General features: G+C 45.2%; 15 protein-coding genes. 12 read left to right on the top strand and 3 right to left on the bottom strand.

Going from position 1 to position 19,909, the window contains the following annotated elements; genetic code table 11:
• The first annotated feature begins 274 nt into the window (after positions 1–274).
• The 5 genes from ftsE (at position 275) to NSQ91_RS29585 (ending at position 6,208) form a co-directional block, all read left to right on the top strand.
• The gene (ftsE, locus tag NSQ91_RS29605) at positions 275–961 is read left to right on the top strand and encodes a cell division ATP-binding protein FtsE (protein ID WP_036678556.1); all 687 of its coding nucleotides are present in this window, start codon (positions 275–277) and stop codon (positions 959–961) included.
• Positions 951–1,865 carry a permease-like cell division protein FtsX gene (gene ftsX, locus NSQ91_RS29600; RefSeq protein ID WP_076123828.1) on the top strand — a complete coding sequence of 305 codons (915 nt, stop codon included), beginning with the start codon at positions 951–953 and terminating at the stop codon, positions 1,863–1,865. Before ftsE ends, ftsX begins: the two co-directional genes overlap by 11 nt.
• Before the next feature lie 28 nt (positions 1,866–1,893).
• Positions 1,894–3,192 carry a murein hydrolase activator EnvC family protein gene (locus NSQ91_RS29595; RefSeq protein ID WP_076123826.1) on the top strand — a complete coding sequence of 433 codons (1,299 nt, stop codon included), beginning with the start codon at positions 1,894–1,896 and terminating at the stop codon, positions 3,190–3,192.
• A 124-nt stretch (positions 3,193–3,316) separates the two neighbouring features.
• Positions 3,317–4,783, top strand: a complete 1,467-nt coding sequence (locus NSQ91_RS29590; RefSeq protein WP_076123824.1) for a S41 family peptidase — start codon at positions 3,317–3,319, stop codon at positions 4,781–4,783.
• A gap of 114 nt (positions 4,784–4,897) precedes the next feature.
• The gene (locus NSQ91_RS29585) at positions 4,898–6,208 is read left to right on the top strand and encodes a PDZ domain-containing protein (RefSeq protein WP_076144674.1); all 1,311 of its coding nucleotides are present in this window, start codon (positions 4,898–4,900) and stop codon (positions 6,206–6,208) included.
• A gap of 428 nt (positions 6,209–6,636) precedes the next feature.
• Here the strand turns inward: NSQ91_RS29585 and NSQ91_RS29580 are convergent, their stop codons facing one another.
• Both NSQ91_RS29580 and NSQ91_RS29575 read right to left on the bottom strand, forming a co-directional pair.
• A complete protein-coding gene (locus NSQ91_RS29580) occupies positions 6,637–7,290 on the bottom strand; it encodes a response regulator transcription factor (RefSeq protein WP_076303617.1) in 654 nt (217 codons plus the stop codon).
• Between the two features lie 17 nt (positions 7,291–7,307).
• Positions 7,308–8,465 carry a sensor histidine kinase gene (locus NSQ91_RS29575; RefSeq protein ID WP_076279161.1) on the bottom strand — a complete coding sequence of 386 codons (1,158 nt, stop codon included), beginning with the start codon at positions 8,463–8,465 and terminating at the stop codon, positions 7,308–7,310.
• 164 nt (positions 8,466–8,629) lie between these two features.
• Between NSQ91_RS29575 and NSQ91_RS29570 the strand changes: the two genes are divergently transcribed.
• From NSQ91_RS29570 to NSQ91_RS29540, 7 genes are all read left to right on the top strand, one after another.
• On the top strand, positions 8,630–9,565 hold the full coding sequence (locus tag NSQ91_RS29570; RefSeq protein ID WP_036678569.1) for an ABC transporter ATP-binding protein: 936 nt from the start codon (positions 8,630–8,632) through the stop codon (positions 9,563–9,565).
• 17 nt (positions 9,566–9,582) lie between these two features.
• Complete coding sequence (locus NSQ91_RS29565) at positions 9,583–10,755, top strand: ABC transporter permease (protein WP_081383168.1); 1,173 nt, start codon at positions 9,583–9,585, stop codon at positions 10,753–10,755.
• Positions 10,748–11,908 (top strand): ABC transporter permease, encoded by a 1,161-nt coding sequence (locus tag NSQ91_RS29560; protein ID WP_076192450.1) that lies wholly within the window; start codon positions 10,748–10,750, stop codon positions 11,906–11,908. The genes NSQ91_RS29565 and NSQ91_RS29560 overlap by 8 nt, the downstream gene beginning before the upstream one ends.
• Positions 11,909–12,030: 122 nt before the next feature.
• Positions 12,031–12,354, top strand: a complete 324-nt coding sequence (locus tag NSQ91_RS29555; RefSeq protein ID WP_038573529.1) for an L-rhamnose mutarotase — start codon at positions 12,031–12,033, stop codon at positions 12,352–12,354.
• A gap of 223 nt (positions 12,355–12,577) precedes the next feature.
• Positions 12,578–13,732 (top strand): cation:proton antiporter, encoded by a 1,155-nt coding sequence (locus NSQ91_RS29550; protein ID WP_076123814.1) that lies wholly within the window; start codon positions 12,578–12,580, stop codon positions 13,730–13,732.
• A 277-nt stretch (positions 13,733–14,009) separates the two neighbouring features.
• Positions 14,010–17,018: an efflux RND transporter permease subunit gene (locus tag NSQ91_RS29545; protein ID WP_076303618.1), complete on the top strand. Its 3,009-nt coding sequence runs from the start codon at positions 14,010–14,012 to the stop codon at positions 17,016–17,018.
• A gap of 740 nt (positions 17,019–17,758) precedes the next feature.
• Positions 17,759–18,565: a helix-turn-helix transcriptional regulator gene (locus NSQ91_RS29540; protein WP_076123811.1), complete on the top strand. Its 807-nt coding sequence runs from the start codon at positions 17,759–17,761 to the stop codon at positions 18,563–18,565.
• 139 nt (positions 18,566–18,704) lie between these two features.
• Here the strand turns inward: NSQ91_RS29540 and NSQ91_RS29535 are convergent, their stop codons facing one another.
• On the bottom strand, positions 18,705–19,892 hold the full coding sequence (locus NSQ91_RS29535) for a copper amine oxidase N-terminal domain-containing protein (RefSeq protein WP_076303620.1): 1,188 nt from the start codon (positions 19,890–19,892) through the stop codon (positions 18,705–18,707).
• Positions 19,893–19,909 lie beyond the last annotated feature (17 nt).

The raw sequence follows: 19,909 nt of genomic DNA, 5'->3' as shown, positions 1-19,909 counted from the left end.
ACTTCGTGGGATACCGATAATAAATTAGTAAGAAATAAGTAGTCTCTAATAAAGGGAGTTACGACATCTGATAACAGGCACCGCTAGGTGCTTTTTTATATGTATATGTCCAGTCACTACAAAACTTTCGAATAGTCGTGCAGTTACGGGGTACTCAATCAGTTACAGATTTGTTACAATAGATACATTGCGGAAATATTGAAGTTTATGGAAACTTGAGGTGGACAATGTCGATTCGCACAAGTGGAAAATGTCATAATTGGGAAGTGAGAAAATGATTGAAATGCAAGATGTATGGAAAACGTACCCTAACGGAACTCACGCACTGCAAGGAGTTTCAGTGAAAATCGACCGCAATGAATTCGTGTACGTTGTCGGCCCTTCCGGCGCGGGTAAATCTACTTTTATGAAATTGATTTATAGAGAAGAAGTGCCTACCAAAGGACAGATTTCGGTGGGAGGTTTCAATATAGGAAAGCTAAAACCACGCAAAATCCCTTATGTCCGCCGTAATATCGGCGTTGTATTTCAAGATTTTCGGCTTTTGCCCAGAATGACGGCATACGAGAATGTAGCTTTTGCTATGGAAGTTATTGAAGCGCCGAAAAAAGTCATCAAGAAACGTGTGAATGAGGTTCTTGATTTGGTTGGGCTGAGAAGTAAAGCGAATCGTGAGCCCTCACAGCTTTCTGGTGGTGAGCAGCAACGGATCGCTATTGCACGGGCTATCGTCAATAATCCTTCTGTTATTATTGCGGACGAGCCTACAGGTAACTTAGACCCCGAGACTTCATGGGGCATTATGCAGCTGCTTGACGAGATTAATTTTCGTGGAACAACGATTGTAATGGCTACCCATAACAGAGATATTGTGAACAAAATGCGCAAACGGGTGCTTGCGATTGAGAATGGAAACATTGTCAGAGACCAAGCGAGAGGGGAATATGGTTATGAGTTTTAAAACCTTCTTGCGACATGTGCGGGAAGGCTTCAAAAGCGTATTCCGTAATGGCTGGATGTCGATCGCCTCAATCACTTCGATTGTTGTTTCTCTTTTTGTTCTAGGTGTATTTATTCTTCTTGTTCTTAACGTAAATTCTGTAGCTGATGAGGCAGACAGTCAGGTACAGATCAAAGTGCATCTAGCTTTGAATACAGATCAGAAGATGCGTGAGACCCTGCAGACTGAAATTGGCAATATGCCGGAGATCAGCAAGATTACGTTCATCTCCAAGGAACAGGGACTTAAAGATCTCCGCGCAGATATGGGCGAGGAGGCAGCAGAGCTTCTGGAAGGGTTCGATGAAGACAATAACCCGCTTCCAGATACCCTTCAGGTAGAAGTTATTGAACCTACTACCGTTGCTTTTGTGGCTGAGAAGATTCAAGCCCTTAACAAGACACATACCGAACAGCCTATCTACAAAGTGAAATATGGCAAAGGCTCGATAGAAACATTGTTTAAAATCACGCGTGCCGTACGCAACATTGGCTTTATTTTTGTAGCGGGGCTGGCACTTATGTCTATGTTCCTCATCTCCAATACTATTCGGGTAACGATTCTTGCCCGGCGTAAAGAGATTGGGATTATGAAGCTGGTAGGCGCGACAAATTATTTTATTCGTTGGCCTTTCTTTATAGAAGGGGCATTAATTGGACTCATTGGATCATTGATTACTTCGGGTGTTTTATATGCCGGCTACAAGGGTTTGGAATCTTCGATACAGGGAGATCCAATGCTCGGATTGCAGCTGATCCCTTTCAGTGATATTTGGCTGCTGCTCGTAGGTCTGTTAGTTGGACTAGGTGTGTTGATCGGCGTCTGGGGAAGTACGGTTTCTATTCGTAAGTTTTTGAAAGTTTAATTTAAGAGTGAAGGATGGGGAGTGCGAGTTGAAGAAGATTGCCGCCGGACTAGCCGTAATGTTACTAGCTGTCACTATATTCCAACCCTCTGATGGATATGCCAAAAAAACAAGTGTTGCCGAAATCGATAAGCAATTAAAGCAGTTGCAACAAGAGGTGCAGGAAGCTAAGGCGCAGCAAGAGAAAGCGGAGTCCCAAACGCAGGAAGCGCAGCACTATAAGAATAAGACAAATATCAATTTACAATATGTATTGCAGCAAGTGGATCAAGTTAAAGGCAAAATGACCGAAATCTCTAACAAAATTTCCGACACAGAAGAATCTCTTAATGTTACAGCAACGGAATTGGATGAAGCAGAGGCACGAGTGGCCTCAAGAGAAGAACTCTTAGGATCCCGTGTCCGGTTGATGTACACCGATGGAGCGGTATCTTACCTAGATGTTTTGCTCTCATCGACAAGCTTCTCTGATTTTCTGGGCCGCACCGATTCGCTTAAGATGATTGTGGATCAGGATCAGGAGCTGTTAGTCCAACACAAGCTGGACAAGCAGACAGTTGTAGAGAAAAAGCAGGAGCTTGAGGGGCAATATGCTCAAGCCAAGCAGTTATACACCTCCTTGGAAAATCAGAGAAGCCTGCTGAAAGAGAAGGAAGCGGAGAAGCAGGAGCTTATCGCATTTTATGATAAGCAGATTCAAGAAAGCGATGATCTAAGTGAAGAGCAGAATGAGAAGCTGGTTAAGCTGGCAAGCGAACGTTCTGCTTTGGAAACCCAAAAGGATAAGATTAAAGCTGAGGAAGCAGCGCGCAAGGCAGCAGCCGCCAAAGCAGAAGCGGCACGCCGGGCAGCAGCAGCTGCCAAGAAAGCCGCAGCCAGCAAGGCAAGCAGCAGTTCAAGCTCCAGCTCCTCAACCGCGTATGCTGGTGGAGATGGACCCTTCCTGCTCCCTGTAGGCTCGGCAAGAATCTCCTCCTCCTACGGACCACGGACACACCCTATTACGGGGGAGAAGGGGAAAGTACACACCGGGGTAGACTTTGCAGTTCCACAAGGAACCAATATTCATGCGGCTGATTCGGGAACGGTAATCGTAGCTGAATGGTATAGCGGTTATGGATATTGTGTAATTATTGATCATGGCGGCGGAGTTTGGACCCTCTACGGACATATCCGTAAAGGTGGTATCAAGGTTAGTCCTGGGGATAGAGTCAATCGTGGGGATGTGATTGCTGAATCCGGTTCTACAGGTAATTCGACGGGCCCCCATCTCCATTTTGAAGTTCGGATCGACGGCAAGACAGTAAATCCGATGCCTTATCTCTAATTTTTAAGAACTTATAACTCATATTATTTGAGCGTACGGCATATACTGGAAGAGATACCGTACCTTTCAGGACGGACTTATGGAGTTGTTTGCGAGATGGACAAGAAGGGACGGTGGGAACATCATGTTAAAAAAAAGCACAGCGGCGTTTATGATTATCGCCGCCCTGCTATGCGGTAGTCTGGTGACCTTGGGCGTGACGGGTTATAGTCATGTTATCGGACAAGCTGCAGGAGAAGGGCTGGCCTCAGCATTGCAGGTTACTGGCCTTCAGCAGAAGGAATCCCAGAAGCTTGGAACGGCTCTCAGTCTGATTGAGAGCAATTACTACGAGACAGTAGATCGGGAGAAGCTGATAGACGGTGCTGTCAACGGTATGATGGAAGCGCTGGGCGATCCTTATTCCAACTATATGGGCAAAGAAACAGCTGAGAAATTCGAAGAAAGCATTGAGGGTTCCTTTTCAGGTATCGGTGCGGAGGTCTCTTCGGATAATGGCAAGGTAGTCGTGGTCTCTCCGATCAAGGGCTCACCTGCTGAGAAAGCTGGGATTCAGGCCAAAGATGTTATTCTGTCCGTTAACGGTGAATCGTTGGAAGGCATGGAGCTGAATGCAGCTGTTGCCAAGATTCGCGGTCCTAAGGGCAGTGAGGCCACTTTGAAAATACAACGTTCCGGCTCTGTAGAGCCACTCGAATTTGTTCTTACCCGGGATGATGTAAAGCTTGAAACAGTCTACGCTACCATGGAAAAGGACAATGTGGGTGTAATCGAGGTTACGCAGTTCTCCCTGAATACCGCAGAACGATTCAAGGAAGAGCTGGAGAAGCTGGAGAAGCAAGGCATGAAGGGACTTGTTATTGACGTCCGTAATGATCCAGGTGGTGTTCTTCCGATTGTTATTGAAATGGCAGAGCAATTCGTTCCAGCTGGCAAATCTATAGTGCAAATAGAATATAAAGACAAAAAACGCGAAGTTAGTACCTCAAAAGGATCGAGTAAAGCTTATCCAGTGGTCGTGCTGATGAATAAAGGTAGCGCAAGTGCTTCGGAAATATTGGCGGGTGCTTTGCAACAGTCGGCAGGAGCTAAGCTGATCGGTGACAATTCTTTCGGTAAAGGTACCGTGCAGACGAGCTTTGACAAACAGCTTGGAGACGGCAGCTTGCTGAAAGTTACCATTGCCAAATGGCTTACGCCAGACGGCACATGGATTCACGGTAAGGGCATTAAACCGGATATCGCGGTAGCGCAGCCGGATTACTTCTCGGTGGCTCCAATTAACAAGAGCGTGGCGCTGCAATATAATATGAACAACGCTGATGTGAAGAGTGCACAGACGATGCTGGACGGTTTGGGTTATAAGCCTGGACGTAAAGATGGCTATTTCGATGCTGGCACTAAGGACGCAGTGAAGAAGTTCCAAAGTACAGCAAAGCTTCAAGTCACAGGCATAATTGACGCCAAGACAGCCGAGGCGCTGGAAGCGGCGCTGATCAAGGTCATTCAAGACCCTGTTCACGACAACCAACGGAATAAAGGGATTGCTGAGATTCAGAAGGAAATTAAGGCGGCAGCGTCGAAAAAGTAAGAAGGCTGAATTCAGCCTTCTTTTTTTCTTTTAGATAAGAAAATGCCAACCGACGTAGAGGAATTAGAATATATACAAATCAGTCATCGGACGAAAAGGAGTGTGACGAACAGTTTGAATGTGATTCAGGAACTGTTAGGAAGCTTGGGCACTGCGTTCTTACACTTATTGATCCAGCCGTATTACTACATTGCTATTATATTTATTGCGTTATATTACCGTAGGCAGGTGGCATTAGAACGAAAGCTGATACATGTGAAATTACATAGCTGGGGTCAGGAAACGTGGCGGACGGTATGGAGTGGTCTAGTCATGGGTTTGGTCGTCTCTATAGCAGCCGTTCTGCTAGGAATATCATTATCAGGTACGGCTGTAGCCTGCATTTGGGTAGTTAGTCTCGTGTTGTCGCTATTGCGTGTACGGTATTTGTGCTTTGCGTATTCTATAGGCTTGTTAGGTATCATTCAGTTTGTAATTTCTTTCTTTCCAGATGCTTTAGATAGTGGAACGGTAGGGAATATTACCACCGCCATACGGGAGATGGATATTCCTGCTTTGCTAGTGTTAGCTGCGCTGCTGCATATGGCGGAGGCACTGCTGGCCCGCAGACAAGGGGCCAAGCTTGCAACGCCGCTCTTCCTGAAGGGAAAGCGCGGCATGGTCGTCGGCGGCTATCAGCTGCAGGCTTTCTGGCCGCTGCCGCTGTTCCTGCTGCTCCCATCGGGAGCAGGAACGGATTTGCCATGGCACTCGCTGCTCGGCGGCAGCCTTGGCATCGTCTCTTTGCCCGTCATCATCGGCTTCAGCGAGATGACACAGGGCATGCTGCCCGGGCGCAAGGCGGCCCGCACTGCAGGACGACTGCTGATCTACAGCATCGTCCTGCTCGGCTTAAGCCTGCTTGCCGCTTGGTGGAGCCCGCTGACTCTGGTCGCGGCGCTCGCAGCTATTGTGCTGCACGAAGGGTTAAGCTGGTACAGCGCTCTGGAAGAGCGCAGCATCAGCCCCATCTTCGTGCATCCACCGCGCGGCCGCAAAGTGCTGGCCGTGCTGCCGGGCAGTCCCGGCCAGGAGCTGGGCATCCTGCCCGGCGAGATCTTACTGAAGGTCAACGGGGTCCTGTTGACCGATGCGGCGCAGCTACATGAGGCGCTGCGCATGAATCCAGCGTTCTGCAAGCTGGAGGTGCTGAACCGTGAAGGGGAGAGTAAATACCTTCAAAGCCCGATCTATGATGGGGATCACCATCAGCTCGGCATTATTTTGGTGCCGGAGACAGATGGGATGATTACCGCTGAGGCGAAGCCTTCCAGCATCTACAGCATCATCGGGATGAAGACAGGCATACGCAGCCGGAATCTTCCGGACGGCCAACTTAAACGAAAAAAAACCACTGAAGCCAAGCAGGAATCAGCGGAAGGATAACTAGAAGATGCCCTATAAGCCATGAAATGGTGAATGGGGTATCTTTGTTTTTGATTAGATGGTAATTTCGCGTGCGAGAAGTTGCTATCGGACCCAGTTGCCCCTAATCGCAGCATTTTCGCTTTTTTAGAATGGTAACGGACCCCAAAGCCGCTATTAGCATCAAAAACACCCCAAATGAGCCTCTTTCTGAGGAATAACGTCGCTGGGGTCCGAAACTCTGCTCAAACGCCGATAAAATTGTAAATAGCGTCGCTGGAGTCCGAACCCGCGTCCAAGGAGCAGCGCGTCACTGGAGTCCGAACCCGCGTCCAAGGAGCAGCGCGTCACTGGAGTCCGAACCCGCGTCCAAGGAGCAGCGCGTCACTGGAGTCCGTAAGAAAAACTAACTTTGGCAGTGGACTATTCATATGCTATATGTTACTAGTTCAACCTTGCCTATTCTTCAAATAAAAAATTGCAATTTGCGTACGATCGCGGAGCTCTAATTTGCTTAATATATCCGTTATGTAATTTTTGACGGTGCCCTCGCTTAAAAAAAGCTGTCCGGCGATTTCTTTGTTACTATGCCCCTCAGCGATAGAAGCCACTACAGCCAGCTCTGTTTTGGTCAATCCGAAGGATTCCAGTGGCTGTACCTGTGGCAATTCTTGCCGTGCCGTAGGCTGCAGAAAGGTTGCCAGCTTGCGGGCGATATCAGGGTGGATAAGCATGTTCCCTTCAAAAACCGTTTTAATGCCCTGGATGATCCGGTCTGGCGGTATGTTTTTGAGCAAATATCCACTAGCTCCGTTACGTAGTGCCTCAATGATATATTCATCGTCGTCGAAGGTGGTCAGCATCAATATCGCAATTTGCGGAAAAGCCTGCTTAATCTTCTCCGTTCCTTCAACGCCACCGCAGCCGGGCATGCGGATATCCATCAGAGCCAAATCGGCCATTAATCCTTCTTGAAGTAATTCCAAGGCTTCGTTACCTTCACAAGCTGCTCCAACAACTTCAATATCTGGGTCCATCCCTAGCAATACTTGCAGACTTTGGCGAATAAAGGGGTCGTCATCAACAATTAACACTTTAATCATTAGCATGGCTCCTTTCGTTATACAATCTCATCTTGCTTATAAATGGGCAGCCGCGTAATGACTGTAAAATGTGGCTCCTGCCTTAGTTCGAGTGTTCCACCGATCAGATGAGTGCGCTCGTACATGCCTTTCATCCCGTCCCCACCACTCCCCAATAATTTGCGGAGCTTCTCTTCTTCTGGAAGTGATCCATTGTTGCTAACCTCCATAGTGATTCCTGCTTGCGCGTAGTCAATTTTGATCCGGATGGACGTTGCTTTTCCATGCCGCAAGGCGTTGGTTATAGCCTCACGGGCGTTTTTGTACAGGATCACTTGGATACTAGGATAGAGCGGATAAGGTATGCCCTGAACTTGGTATGAGGTCTCGATCCCCGTCTCACGCCCAATCTCTTCGAGCAGCCGGTCTAACGCATAAGCTCCCTCAAGCTTCGGGGTGTAGTTGATACGTTTAACTGCGGACCGCATATCGTCCATGCTGGCCGACAGCTGGTCACGAATCAGTTCCATCATTTGCATTCCACTCTCGGGAGAGGTGGGCAAGGTCTGGAGGGCGGCCTCCATCATCATTTTAATCCGGATTAGCCGGTGGCCGATATCGTCATGGAGCTGGCGTGAGATTCGGACGCGCTCTTTGGACTGGGCAGACTCTTCTACTTGCGCGCTGAACTCCAGCAGGCGGTTGCGAGCTTCATCAAGCTCGAAATGCTTTTTGCGCAACTCATCATATAGAAGAAGAGTGTCTTCGCGCCGCTGGCCAGCTTTCAATAATAGCTTATTTAGGTAGGCAGTGAGCAGAAATGAAAGGTTAATGTAAGTCACTACGAGCGATGGAGAATTCTGGAGTGCAACGTTCAAAGCTATCAGATGTACACCTGTGAACACGTAAGGCACTGCTTTAGGCTGGAGTCTGGAATAATAAAGCAGTGCTGATATAGCGGGGAAAATCATCATGCTGCCATATTGATAACATAACCAGGCCGTGAACAAGATTTCAATGATACTAATCAAAGCATGAATGGATCGAGGGAGCTTTGGCACCATGACCACAAGGAATAGAAGCATCAGGATATGCAGCGTGAAGATTCCATAATCGTTATATTGATAGACATAAATGGTAATAAACGCAGGGATTAAGATGAGTCCGTAACGCAATAAGTTTAGCTCTCTGGGCACGCCTTAGTCATCCTTTATGTTTTTTAATAATCTTAGCATATTATCCCACTACTTCAGGAGATGACTTTAGTCACCTTCAAAAAATGACCTTTCGTACATCCGCAAAAATTCAACCTAGAATAAAATTGAAAATATAGAAGCACACACGACAGGGGAGATAAGAGATGGCAATCGCGGTGTTGACCGATGTGGTGAAACGGTATGAGAACAAATTAACGGTAGATCATGTGAATGTTACGATTCAAGCAGGAGAGATCTTTGGCCTGCTAGGCCCGAACGGGGCAGGTAAAAGTACAACTATAAGTATGATTTGCGGCCTGCTAAAGATTGATAGTGGAGACATTGTTATTGATGGGTTATCAGTCTCTTCGTATGCACTGGAGGTTAAGAAAAAGATCGGCTTAGTTCCGCAGGATTTGGCTTTGTACAATACAATGACAGCAGCAGAAAATGTAACTTTTTTCGGAAGATTGTATGGTTTGCGGGGAAAATTGCTGAAAGAGCGGGTGGCGGAAGCTCTTGCTTTCACAGGACTTAGTGACCGGGCCAAAGAAAAACCAGCCACCTTCTCCGGAGGGATGAAAAGACGTTTGAATATCGCTTGTGCCATCATGCATCATCCAAAGCTGATTATTATGGATGAGCCGACCGTAGGAATTGATCCGCAGTCTCGTAATCATATCCTTGAGTCGGTCAAAGAGCTGAATCGGCTTGGCTCAACCGTCATCTACACTAGTCATTATATGGAAGAGGTTGCAGCCATTTGTGATCGGGTAGCGATTATGGATAAGGGACATATCATTGCTTGTGGCACGGAAAAGGAGCTGCGGGAACGGGTTTCTCAGGAAGAAAAAATAGTGGTCAAAGCAACGAACATCACCCCGGAGCTAATCAATGAGCTTAGTCTACACCCGCGGATCACGAGAGTGGAAAGTAAAGAGGGAACGGTAGAAATGTATCTCCCCTCCTCACAGGATGAGCTGCAGGATATCTTATTTATTTTTGCTAAACATGAAGGCGTTATTGGTTCTTTAAATATTGAGGAGCCGGATCTGGAGACTTTATTCCTTAGTTTGACAGGACGGACATTGCGCGATTAAAGGAGGGAGAGAACGCTTTGAGAAATATTTGGACAATTATGATTTATGAGCTTCGCAGGCTGTTTATTTCACGCTCAATCATCATTAATATGTTTCTGCTACCGCTGCTTTTGATCTTTCTGCTGGGTGCTTCCCTCTCCAGTGTAATCGGTGATAAGGCAGCGTCTAAGATTGACCCTGTACGTGTTGGTGTAGTTAATCTTTCTGGAGAAGGGTATGAAAGCTCGGCGATGATAGACAGCTTTTTGAAGACGCCGGAGCTTAAGGATATCATTATTCCGGTCAAAGTAGGGAGCCGAGAGACAGCGGAAAGTGGCCTGCGCGCCGGGAAATATGGTTATGCAGTTATTGTTCCCCTAGGCTTCGATAAGAAAGTACAAAGCGGCGAAACTGCAAAGCTAGAGTTTGTTCTGGGCAAAGATCGGACAGATAACATGGTTGCGGGGACGGTATTCGATAACTTTTTGAACAATATTAACTATAAGCAATCCGTAGCTATGACGTTGGGTCCAGAAGCTTTGACTGCTACTGCACCAAGTTTGGGAGAGCAGCCATCTGTTAAGGTTGGGGCGCTCAGTGAAGGTGGCCGATCCTATACAGCCTCCCAATTCTATGCGGTATCCATGATGCTGATGTTTCTGCTATATAGCGGTTTGACCGTCAGTACCTCTCTTTTTAATGAAAAAGAAAATCACACCCTCTTCCGAATAACCTCAATGCCGGTAAAAGGTTCTGAGCTGTTTATTGGTAAAATGCTAGGCGTAGGGGTTGTAAGTGTAGTGCAGTGCGCAGCGATTATTATCCTGACTCATTTGTTGTTTGGCGTAAATTGGGGCAATCGTCCGGGCTTGCTGCTGCTCTTCTGTCTCTTAATGATCATAGCTTCCATGACATTATCGATTGTTATTTCAATGTTTTGCAAAACTAAAGCAAGTGCAGGAAGTATTGTTAATGTTATCACTGTGGTCATGACCTTCATTAGTGGAGGGATGGCTCCACTTCCGGAATCATGGGTGAACTCGGTCGGGGCATTTACCCTGAATCACTGGGTACTACAAGCTGTTCTAAAAATGATGCTGCATGCAGAGGTCTCAGAGATTTTGCCGAATCTGCTGGTCTTGTCGATCATCTGTCTGGTTCTATTCAGTGCAGCGGTTATCTCGTACCGGAAGGTAGGTTACCATGGATAAGATCTTAACGATTGCTTGGAATATGGTGAAAAGAACGATTGGTTCTCGGAATGGGCTGCTTTCGTATATTCTTCTGCCATGTCTTGTCGTGGCCGGGGTAGTAGCAATTAGTGGAAGTATGGGTGAGAGACCGGCTACTATTTTATATTCGAATATGGACGATGGTGCAGCGGGCAAACATTTGCTTACCGAGCTGGAGAATACCGGTGATTATAAGCTGGTAGAGAAGACAGATGAGGCTGATTTGAGGGAGAGTATTATCGATCAGAACGGAGAAGCCGGTATTTTGATACCGCAAAACTTCACCTCCGCACTGCTTGCTGGAGAAGAGCCACAAATTAGTGTGTATGAGCTTAAGGCTACTGAAACATCCATTATGGTAAAAATGAAAATCAGTGTAATTGCTGATGAAATGCGAAACACTGCTGGACTAATTGGAGCAGCTCGGACTGAGGCTACGGACTCGGACTCACAGTTTGCTGCCGTAATGCAAAGAGCTGAGCAACATAGTGTAGGCAGTATAAGAACAGATTATGATTTATATCCCAAAGAGGGCTTAAGCATCGTCACAGGATTTACTTTGATGTTCTTAATGGGGCTGGTTACAAGTTCAGTGTCGCTTATTATGGATGATCGAAGAGAACGAACAATGAAACGTATGTTCAGTGCCCCGGTTCGTTCGTATGAGATTGCCCTCGGTAATTTTCTGGGAAGCTTCATTGTTGGGTTAATTCAAATTGTTGTAGTACTTGCTTTGGGCCGTTATGTACTGCAGTTTGACTTTGGATTACCGCTCTACTTGTATTTTTTGGTTCTTGCAGCATTTATGCTCGTTTCCATGGGCTTAGCCAGTACGGTAGCAGGTCTGATTCGCAATCCCAATAATACTGGCATGCTTAATTCGCTGATCCTGACCCCGACCTGTATGCTTGGAGGCTGTTTCTGGCCGTTATCCATTATGCCGGATTATATGCAGAAGGCAGCTAATTTTGTACCGCAAAAATGGGCGATCCAAGCGATCGATATCGCTGCTACAGGTGGAGGCTGGAATGAATTATGGCTGCCTTTTGCCATCTTGGGTCTTATGGCCGCGGTGCTGCTGGCGATTGGTTCTGCTATTCTACGTCCGAGTGAAGCCGGAATTAACGCTTAAAAAATTTACAGATCATATAGATATGCATAGCTTGGACTACTCTATTCAGGTACAATAATAGGTATCAAATGTCCCTAGTTCTTAATATGTGTAAAAGAGGGGATTTCTAGGAGGATGAGCAGATGAGCAGCAATAAATTGGCTTGGACATGGCGGGTGAAGGAAGAATGTTTAGAGGAGTATGTAGCTATGCATTTAAATCCTTGGCCAGAAATTTTGGAGGAGCACAGTAAGGCTGGTATTTCTAACTATTCCATCTTTCAGAATGGCAATCAATTTTTTTACTGTTATGAGTGTGAGGATAGTAAGGCGGCTTTCGATTACATTGCCAAAAGTGATGCTTGCAACCGCTGGAATGCGATTACCTCTAAGATGGTTGAAGGTTCATTTGATTTCAATGATGAGGTGCCTATGCAGCCCTTACGTGAAGTGTTCTATCTGAAATAAGCAATTCAATTCTAGAACAAATCAAATGTGCATAATTTATATTATCGGCGCATCTGGTTTACAGTTATTTTAAATATAGGTATAATATAATTTATAAAGTTAAATTGAATAATTATTTGTTTTTTGGAGGAGCCTGTCAACAAGGGCTCCTCTTTGTCTTTTTTTGGCTTGGAGAAGCTCCTGGTTGGCAGTTCTTATATACAACAAGGGAGTGGATTGAAAGATGGAGTTTGTTTTATATCTTATGCTGATCATATTGTTCACCAAAGTAGCTGGTGATCTATCTGTGCGGCTTGGGCAACCAGCTGTGCTAGGTAAGCTTATTGTGGGAATCATACTGGGGCCTGCGGTACTGGGCTGGGTTCAGGATGGAGAGTTTATTCATTATATCTCTGAGATCGGTGTTCTACTGTTAATGTTCATAGCGGGGCTTGAGACGGATCTGGATCAATTGCGCAAGAACTGGAAATCAGCTTTTGCAGTAGCCGTCGGTGGAATTATATTACCCTTTTTGGGTGGGTTCGCCTTAGGAGAAATGTTTGGTTTTGCTTATCATAATGCTTTGTTTATGGGCGTTATTCTTAGTGCAACATCGGTCAGCATATCGGTGCAGGTGTTAAAAGATATGAATAAGCTGAACACACGTGAAGGCTCTACAATTCTGGGGGCTGCCGTAGTAGATGATATTCTAGTTGTTATTTTGCTCGCTGTTCTGATGAGCTTTTTTGGTACAGGTACAGACGTTTCTATTGGTCTTTTAATTGGGAAAAAGGTGTTGTTCTTTGCCGTAGCGATTATTGCCGGCTGGTTCATTGTTCCTCGGGTCATGAAATGGATGGCTCCGTTGAAGGTGACAGAGGCGATTATTTCAGCAGCGTTAATGATTTGTTTCGCATTCGCCTATTTTGCTGAAATCATGGGGATGGCAGGAATCATTGGTGCCTTTGCGGCTGGGATTGCTATCTCGCAAACTTCCTTTAAGCACACGGTAGAATCCAAGCTCGAGCCGATTGCTTATTCGATTTTTGTGCCGGTCTTTTTTGTAAGTATAGGACTTAGTGTTTCCTTTGAAGGAGTAGGCAGTCAAATAGGCTTCGTGATCTTGCTTACGGTTGTTGCCATTCTGACCAAGCTGTTTGGTGGCGGTCTGGGTGCGCGTCTTACAGGCTTTGATAACCACTCGTCTGCCATTATTGGGTCTGGGATGATTTCACGGGGGGAAGTTGCGTTGATCATTGCCGCCACAGGGCTGCAAAGCGGCTTGTTACAGCAACAGTATTTTACTTCGGTCATTATTGTTGTCATTGTAACTACACTTGTAACGCCGCCACTATTGAAATTTATGTTCCGTGATCCAGTACGTGCGGAAGGGAAATAAACCATTACAAAAGGGAGTCCTGTTGGTCATTTATATGGCTAACGGGGCTCTTTTTTTATGCTCACGTTCCAGTTGCCATCATCAAGAAAAAGGACGGGGATCTGTCTACAGAAGGGGAAAGTTCCCCGTCTTAAGACTGAGTACGAAACCAGCCGTAGGGCTGTTTTGAGTTCAGCCAAAAATGACTAAACTAAATCTCGGGATGGAAATTAATACATAATCAAACAGACATAAGGGGAGTGCCAGAAATCATGTGGAGTGGAAGGGGAAAAAGAAAATGAAATGGTTAACAAAATGGTCGTTCGGTAACAAGGCTGCGGTGGGGCTTTTAGTAGTCATGGCTCTTGTGGTGGGAGGGATGAGCTACACTTCGCTACCGATGGAATTTATGCCAGAGGCGGATAATCCTCAAGTGACTGTAACTGTGCTGGGTCCTGGCCAGGATACACATGCTATGGAGACTAATGTAACGAAGCCGATAGAAGCTGGAGCAGCTTTTGTGAAAGGGAAGAAGGAAATACTGTCCACTTCCGGAGACGGATATGCGCAGGTAAATATTTTTTATGATTCGAAAACGAATATGAAGGATGCTGCGCAGGAGGTTCAGAAGGTCGTCGATTCATTGAAGTTCCCGGAAGGGGTAATGGCTCCTTTTGTACTTCAGTTGAATACCTCCATGATTCCTGTATCACAGGTTACTCTTGCTTTTGACGAAGGCCTGACTAAAGAGAATCTTAAGCTTGCGGAAGAAACTATCATTCCAGAGATGCAAAAAGCTGAAGGGGTAGCGAACGTTGCTTTATATGGTAAGGTAACTCCGCAGGTCAGCGTTAAGCTGGACCCGAAATTAATGGCTGAGAAGGGAGTCACGACTCCACAAGTATTAGGTTTACTTCAAGGACGTAATGTATCGGCATCCCTTGGGGAGCAAACGATTGGTGGGCAGACCGGCAATGTTAACGTAGTTTCTACGATAGATAGTATGGATACTTTGAAAAAGCTTCCTGTATCTGCGGGCGTTAAGCTACAGGATATCGCTGCTGTCGAATTGAAGCAGGATCAGGAAAGTGTCAGTCGTTCGAACGGGAAAGACGTTCTATTCGCCATAGTGACCAAAGAGGCTAATGCGAATGCAGTCAGTGTCGGAGATAACATTCAGGCTGCCGTAAATCATATTAATACAACCATTCCTAATGCAGAAGCAGCAGTGGTATTCAGTACATCGGATATGGTAGTTAGCTCGGTGAACAGTATGATGCGTGAGGTATTGCTAGGTGCATTATTTGCGACGATTGTGATTCTGTTGTTCCTGCGTAACCTGCGGGCTACTCTGATTACGGCAGTATCCATCCCACTTTCGTTAGCAGTCACCTTATATCTGCTGAATATTTCCGGCATAAGCTTGAATATCATTACACTCGGGGGAGTCGCGGTTGCGGTAGGCCGTTTGGTCGATGATAGTATCGTGGTGATTGAGAACATTTACCGTAGGCTGCAAAAAGAACCCTTTTCCCGTGAAATGATCATTAGTGCAACTGGGGAAGTGGCTAGAGCGATTACCTCATCAACCATTGCTACCGTAGCAGTATTTTTGCCGATGGGTCTCTTGCGTGGTAGTTTGCAAGCTTTCCTACTGCCGTTTGCTTTAACAGTGACCTATTCATTGCTTACTTCACTAGTAGTAGCTTTGACGGTTGTTCCTCTTTTAAGCTCATGGCTGCTGAGAAGAACATCAATGAAAGAACACGAACCTTCTAAATGGTTTATCCGCTTTCTGGACTGGAATCTTCGCCGTAAATGGGTTAGCTTATCGTTGGGTCTCCTGCTTCTGATTGGCTCCATTGCTGCTTATGTGACTATGCCCAAAGGGGCGCTCGATGCTTCGGATGCCAGCTATGTTTCTGTTCAGATGAATTATCCGAAGGATGTTCCTGTCAAAGATATTTTGGAAAAGGGAAAGCAGTTAGAACAAGATTTGATGAAGCAGCCACAAGCAGAAACGGTAATCATGCAATCAGGGAATAGTGCGGACGCCGCTAAGTGGGGGAGTGTTACCTCTGAAACCTTAGTGGACTATACCGTTGTTATGAAAAAAGGTGCAGATGCTCAGGCTTTTATTGATCATGTTCGTGAGGTAAAAGATTCATACACTGGAGCAACACTTGTTGCTAACCAAATGAGTATGATGGGATCCAGCTCTACCAGTGAATATATTGATATTGTCGGAGATAATCTTGCGGATATTACTACTGTAGCAACAGAAGTCACCGCTAAGCTGAAGACCGTAGAGGGAATTCAAAAAGTCAGCAGCAATATGGAGGATACGAAACCTGTATTTTCCTTTAAGGTAGATCCGGCGCAAAGTAATGCGCAAGAGATTTCAATGCAGCTGTCAGCGATGCTTAATCCGATTCCAATGGGGCAAATTGAGCTCGATGGTGACGCAGCAGGTGTAGTGTTAGATCCTATGGTTCAGCCGCAAACGGAGCAGGATTTAAAAGCGCTGACGCTCATGACGGCTGAGGGGCCGAAGCCACTGTCTCAGCTCGCAACTTACGAGGTTCGGAATGAACCAGCAATGTTGTTCCATAAAGATGGGAAGCCGTATGTACGAATTACAGCAGAGGTTGATCCGAAGAAGGTATCTGAGATCGGTGCGAATATTAAAAAAGAAACCGATAGTCTTACACTTCCGAAAGGCGTGACCTTATTTGCAGGCGGAGCGTCAGTTGATCAGTCAGAGGATTTCAACGACTTGGGCATGACGGCATTGATCTCCATCGGGTTGGTCTATCTGATTATGGTACTCACCTTTAAAACCCTTCGGGCTCCACTGGCGATTATGTTCTCCTTGCCGCTCGCGGCGATTGGTGCGATTGTTGGACTTATCGTGTCCGGTGTAACGCCTGACTTCACTGCTCTGTTCGGGGCGTTGATGTTAATAGGTATTGTTGTTACGAATGCCATTGTGCTCATTGACCGGATTAAGCAAAATGAAGCCAATATGAGTATCCACGAGGCTATTCTAGAAGCTGCCGGAACACGGATGCGTCCGATTCTCATGACGGCGATTGCCACCATCTGCGCCATGACACCGCTGCTGTTCGGCCATGCCGAGATGGGCAGCATCGTCTCGCAAAGCTTGGCGATTGTAGTCATTGGCGGATTAACCGCAGCAACACTGCTTACGCTGATTGTAGTGCCGGCGATTTACGAGTTGTTCTACTTCCGTAAATCGGCAAAAGAACGTAAAGGAGCAGAAAAGACTAATGCTCCGGCGCTTTAAATAAGCAAACGGCAAGCCTCCGGGTTAATGGGGCTTGCCGTTTTTTTTTGTTTTGTTACAAATTCTTATAATTATGGAGTTAACTTGTCTAAACTAATAGCCAAAACTTTGTTTAGGAAAGGCTGAAAGGCGCTTTGCCAGATTGCAATATCCCCCCCTGAAATAAATATTTATTTTTTAATTTTAAATATTGCTATTTTCACAACAATGTACAGAGCATTTAACATAATTATTAAAAAAGATATTATTGGGAATATTCTATTTACCGCAGAAAACGCCAATATAAATAATGAAAACAAAAGTAAAAATGGAATAGACTTTGTATACTTTCTACTGAAAATCCCTACTAAACTCTTGATAAAATTCATTCCTTTCAGGGTAACAGATATAAATATGTTGAGCATGATTTCTCGCTAGTCTCAGACTCCATTGTGAAATTTTTTTCTAATCAACGAATATCCCTATTTTCATAGAAAAAATGGATTTCGTATATATTCTAGGTAGGATATAGACAAGTGGTAATTGTTATGCTCTATTCTTTTTTGACGAAATTTAAAGAATACAGGACAGGTGAAAAGTTCTTATCAAATAATCGGCCATAGAAAAATAATCTAAACAATGTTATTTCAATTCTTACTAATCTCCCACAACCCTAACTAATTATGTCATTGTTTTCCTTTGAAGGGAGTGATATGATATGCTCTGTTTCATTAATACCATAAGTTGGGAGAATGGATTGTTTGAATATTGTTGAATGCGAACGTGCCTGGTTTACGGTAGATGATGTAGATAAAGAATCTAATAATTCCGTGTGTGAATTTTGCCAACCCTGGAGTAACCTCAAAACAGAAAAATCCTTTTCTATAGAAGAGCTGGTTCCCTACGAGATTTTAGTTGAAGTATTACATTCAGAATTGGCGAAAGTAATGGAATTTCTCTTATTGCCCTTTGTCTTTTTCTTAACAGATCGAGCCGGCAATATTATTAATATTGTCAGTCCGTTCGAAACGTTTCAGGAGAAAGTAGATCATTATGGAATTAGGAGTGGAACTAATCTTTCGAAGCAAATCTCTGGAGTGAATGCAGTTTCTTTAGCGATGGAGGTTGAGTCAATTGCAGTAGTGCGTGGAGAAGAGCATAGTATGCCAATGTTTAAAGAGTGGAATTGTGTATGCGCTCCTATAATGATAAATGATTGTATATGTGGATATATAGACATCTCATTTGAAGCCGAGAGGCAACTTGGTTTTTCGATTCTCTTTATTAAACAATTATCCGAAAAGATTGTGTTGAAGTTGAAGGAACGAAGCCCGAAGTTAATTGAGTACATATTTCAGGAGAAGTGTGATTTGTATCGATTATCCCCTAGAGAGAGAGAGGTAGCGTATCACTGGGCACTAAGAAAAGGGGCGCTGCAAATTTCCAACGACCTTAATGTGAAAGAGGGAACTGTGCGGAATATCGTTAAGAGTATTTACAGTAAGATGAATATCAGCGAGAGATGGGAATTGATTGAAAGATTGGCCATTGTGGTCCCAACTATTTAGGAACTGTTCTATATCCGTATCAGCCAGAGAACGTAGGGGAAGCGGGTAAGATTGAGCTCCGGCGCTTTAGATAAGCAAACGGCAAGCCTCCGGGTTAATGGGGCTTGCCGTTTTTTTGTTTTGTTACAAATCCTTATAATTATGGAGTTAACTTGTCTACACTAATCGGATAGGTCTGATCCAGCATCCATTTGCCTGCTTTGGATTTCTTCAGCGTTGTGACAGAGGTGGAGCGGTTATCCTGAAACTCAGGACCCTTAAGCTTGATGCTCGTCTGAACCATATATACGGCTGCGGTATCCTGGGTATAATGAATGATTTTGGCAGATTCCAGAGTGAACTTTAGATCATAGACTGTGAAAATTTGGCTGAAGAGCTGTTTGGTTTGTTCGAGAGCAGGGGACTCAGGATCAATAGTAGATAGCACACCTTGAATATTCTCTGCATTGGTATAGTCCAAGTTGCTCTTAAGCACAGCTAATATATCCGTTTCATCCGACTTCGTCACAGCTGGCTTAGCGTTCAGCAGTTTATCTGGGAGTATATATTGTACGCCTTTAATCTGCAGGTTGTTGATTTTCCAGTCTTCAGTGCTGGCAGTACGCGTTAAGCTATAAATATATTCAGAGGTATTGTCTAAGGTGAATGGACCGCTGAGGTGTGTAGTCGTTTCAACGGTGTGAACCGTAGCCTCTGTGGGTTGAAGGCTGATAACCTCTAATTGATCAAGTGAAGTGGTCAGATCGTATTGTTCCATTTGGCTCTTAATCTGTGGCCTGATGATCACAAGAGGAGACTTGCTATCGATTAGGCTCATGAACCCTTCATAATTCTCATTGTTGGTATAGGTTACGTATTTTTCAAAAAAAGCATTGATTTCCTGCGGGTTTACCTGGTTAGTCTTGCCTGTAATGGTTACTGTCTTCGAGTGTGCATTCCAGGAGACTTCATTACCTGTAGCCTCCCCAACGAAGCGCAGCGGAATGTAAGTGGAATTATTGATGAGCTTAGGGGCAACAAAAAGTTGGGTTATTACACCATTGACGCTGGCCTGCTTGCTGCCTAGTTGCAGTGTAATCGTAAGCCCTTCCTTAGTACCCGTTATGGTACCTGTGGTTTGATTCCAATCGATTGAAAGTCCTAGTTTTTCAAAAACCGGGCGAAAAGGAACGACAATTGTACCATTATCATTGAAGGGAGCCTGTCCCTTCAGTGCGAGCTGTTGCTGATTGATCTGAATGGAGATTGGCTTCTCTGCGGCATGGACAGGCCAGGCGATAGCGGTAGAAAGAAGAGTTGCTGCGATTAGGCTAGATATGGTTTTCATCTTGTGATATCTCCTTT

The organism is Paenibacillus sp. FSL R7-0048, from assembly GCF_038004505.1.
Taxonomy (GTDB): domain Bacteria; phylum Bacillota; class Bacilli; order Paenibacillales; family Paenibacillaceae; genus Paenibacillus_AQ; species Paenibacillus_AQ odorifer.
The sequence above is the reverse complement of the archived record's forward strand: the minus strand, read 5'-3'. Positions and strand labels throughout refer to the sequence as shown.

What these genes read in the sequence shown, in the direction of transcription:
- ftsE (WP_036678556.1), top strand. Translation starts at nt 275, where the DNA reads ATGATTGAAATGCAAGATGTATGGAAAACGTACCCTAACGGAACTCAC.
- ftsX (WP_076123828.1), top strand. Translation starts at nt 951, where the DNA reads ATGAGTTTTAAAACCTTCTTGCGACATGTGCGGGAAGGCTTCAAAAGC.
- NSQ91_RS29590 (WP_076123824.1), top strand. Translation starts at nt 3,317, where the DNA reads ATGTTAAAAAAAAGCACAGCGGCGTTTATGATTATCGCCGCCCTGCTA.
- NSQ91_RS29580 (WP_076303617.1), bottom strand. Translation starts at nt 7,290, where the DNA reads ATGATTAAAGTGTTAATTGTTGATGACGACCCCTTTATTCGCCAAAGT.
- NSQ91_RS29570 (WP_036678569.1), top strand. Translation starts at nt 8,630, where the DNA reads ATGGCAATCGCGGTGTTGACCGATGTGGTGAAACGGTATGAGAACAAA.
- NSQ91_RS29560 (WP_076192450.1), top strand. Translation starts at nt 10,748, where the DNA reads ATGGATAAGATCTTAACGATTGCTTGGAATATGGTGAAAAGAACGATT.
- NSQ91_RS29555 (WP_038573529.1), top strand. Translation starts at nt 12,031, where the DNA reads ATGAGCAGCAATAAATTGGCTTGGACATGGCGGGTGAAGGAAGAATGT.
- NSQ91_RS29550 (WP_076123814.1), top strand. Translation starts at nt 12,578, where the DNA reads ATGGAGTTTGTTTTATATCTTATGCTGATCATATTGTTCACCAAAGTA.
- NSQ91_RS29545 (WP_076303618.1), top strand. Translation starts at nt 14,010, where the DNA reads ATGAAATGGTTAACAAAATGGTCGTTCGGTAACAAGGCTGCGGTGGGG.
- NSQ91_RS29535 (WP_076303620.1), bottom strand. Translation starts at nt 19,892, where the DNA reads ATGAAAACCATATCTAGCCTAATCGCAGCAACTCTTCTTTCTACCGCT.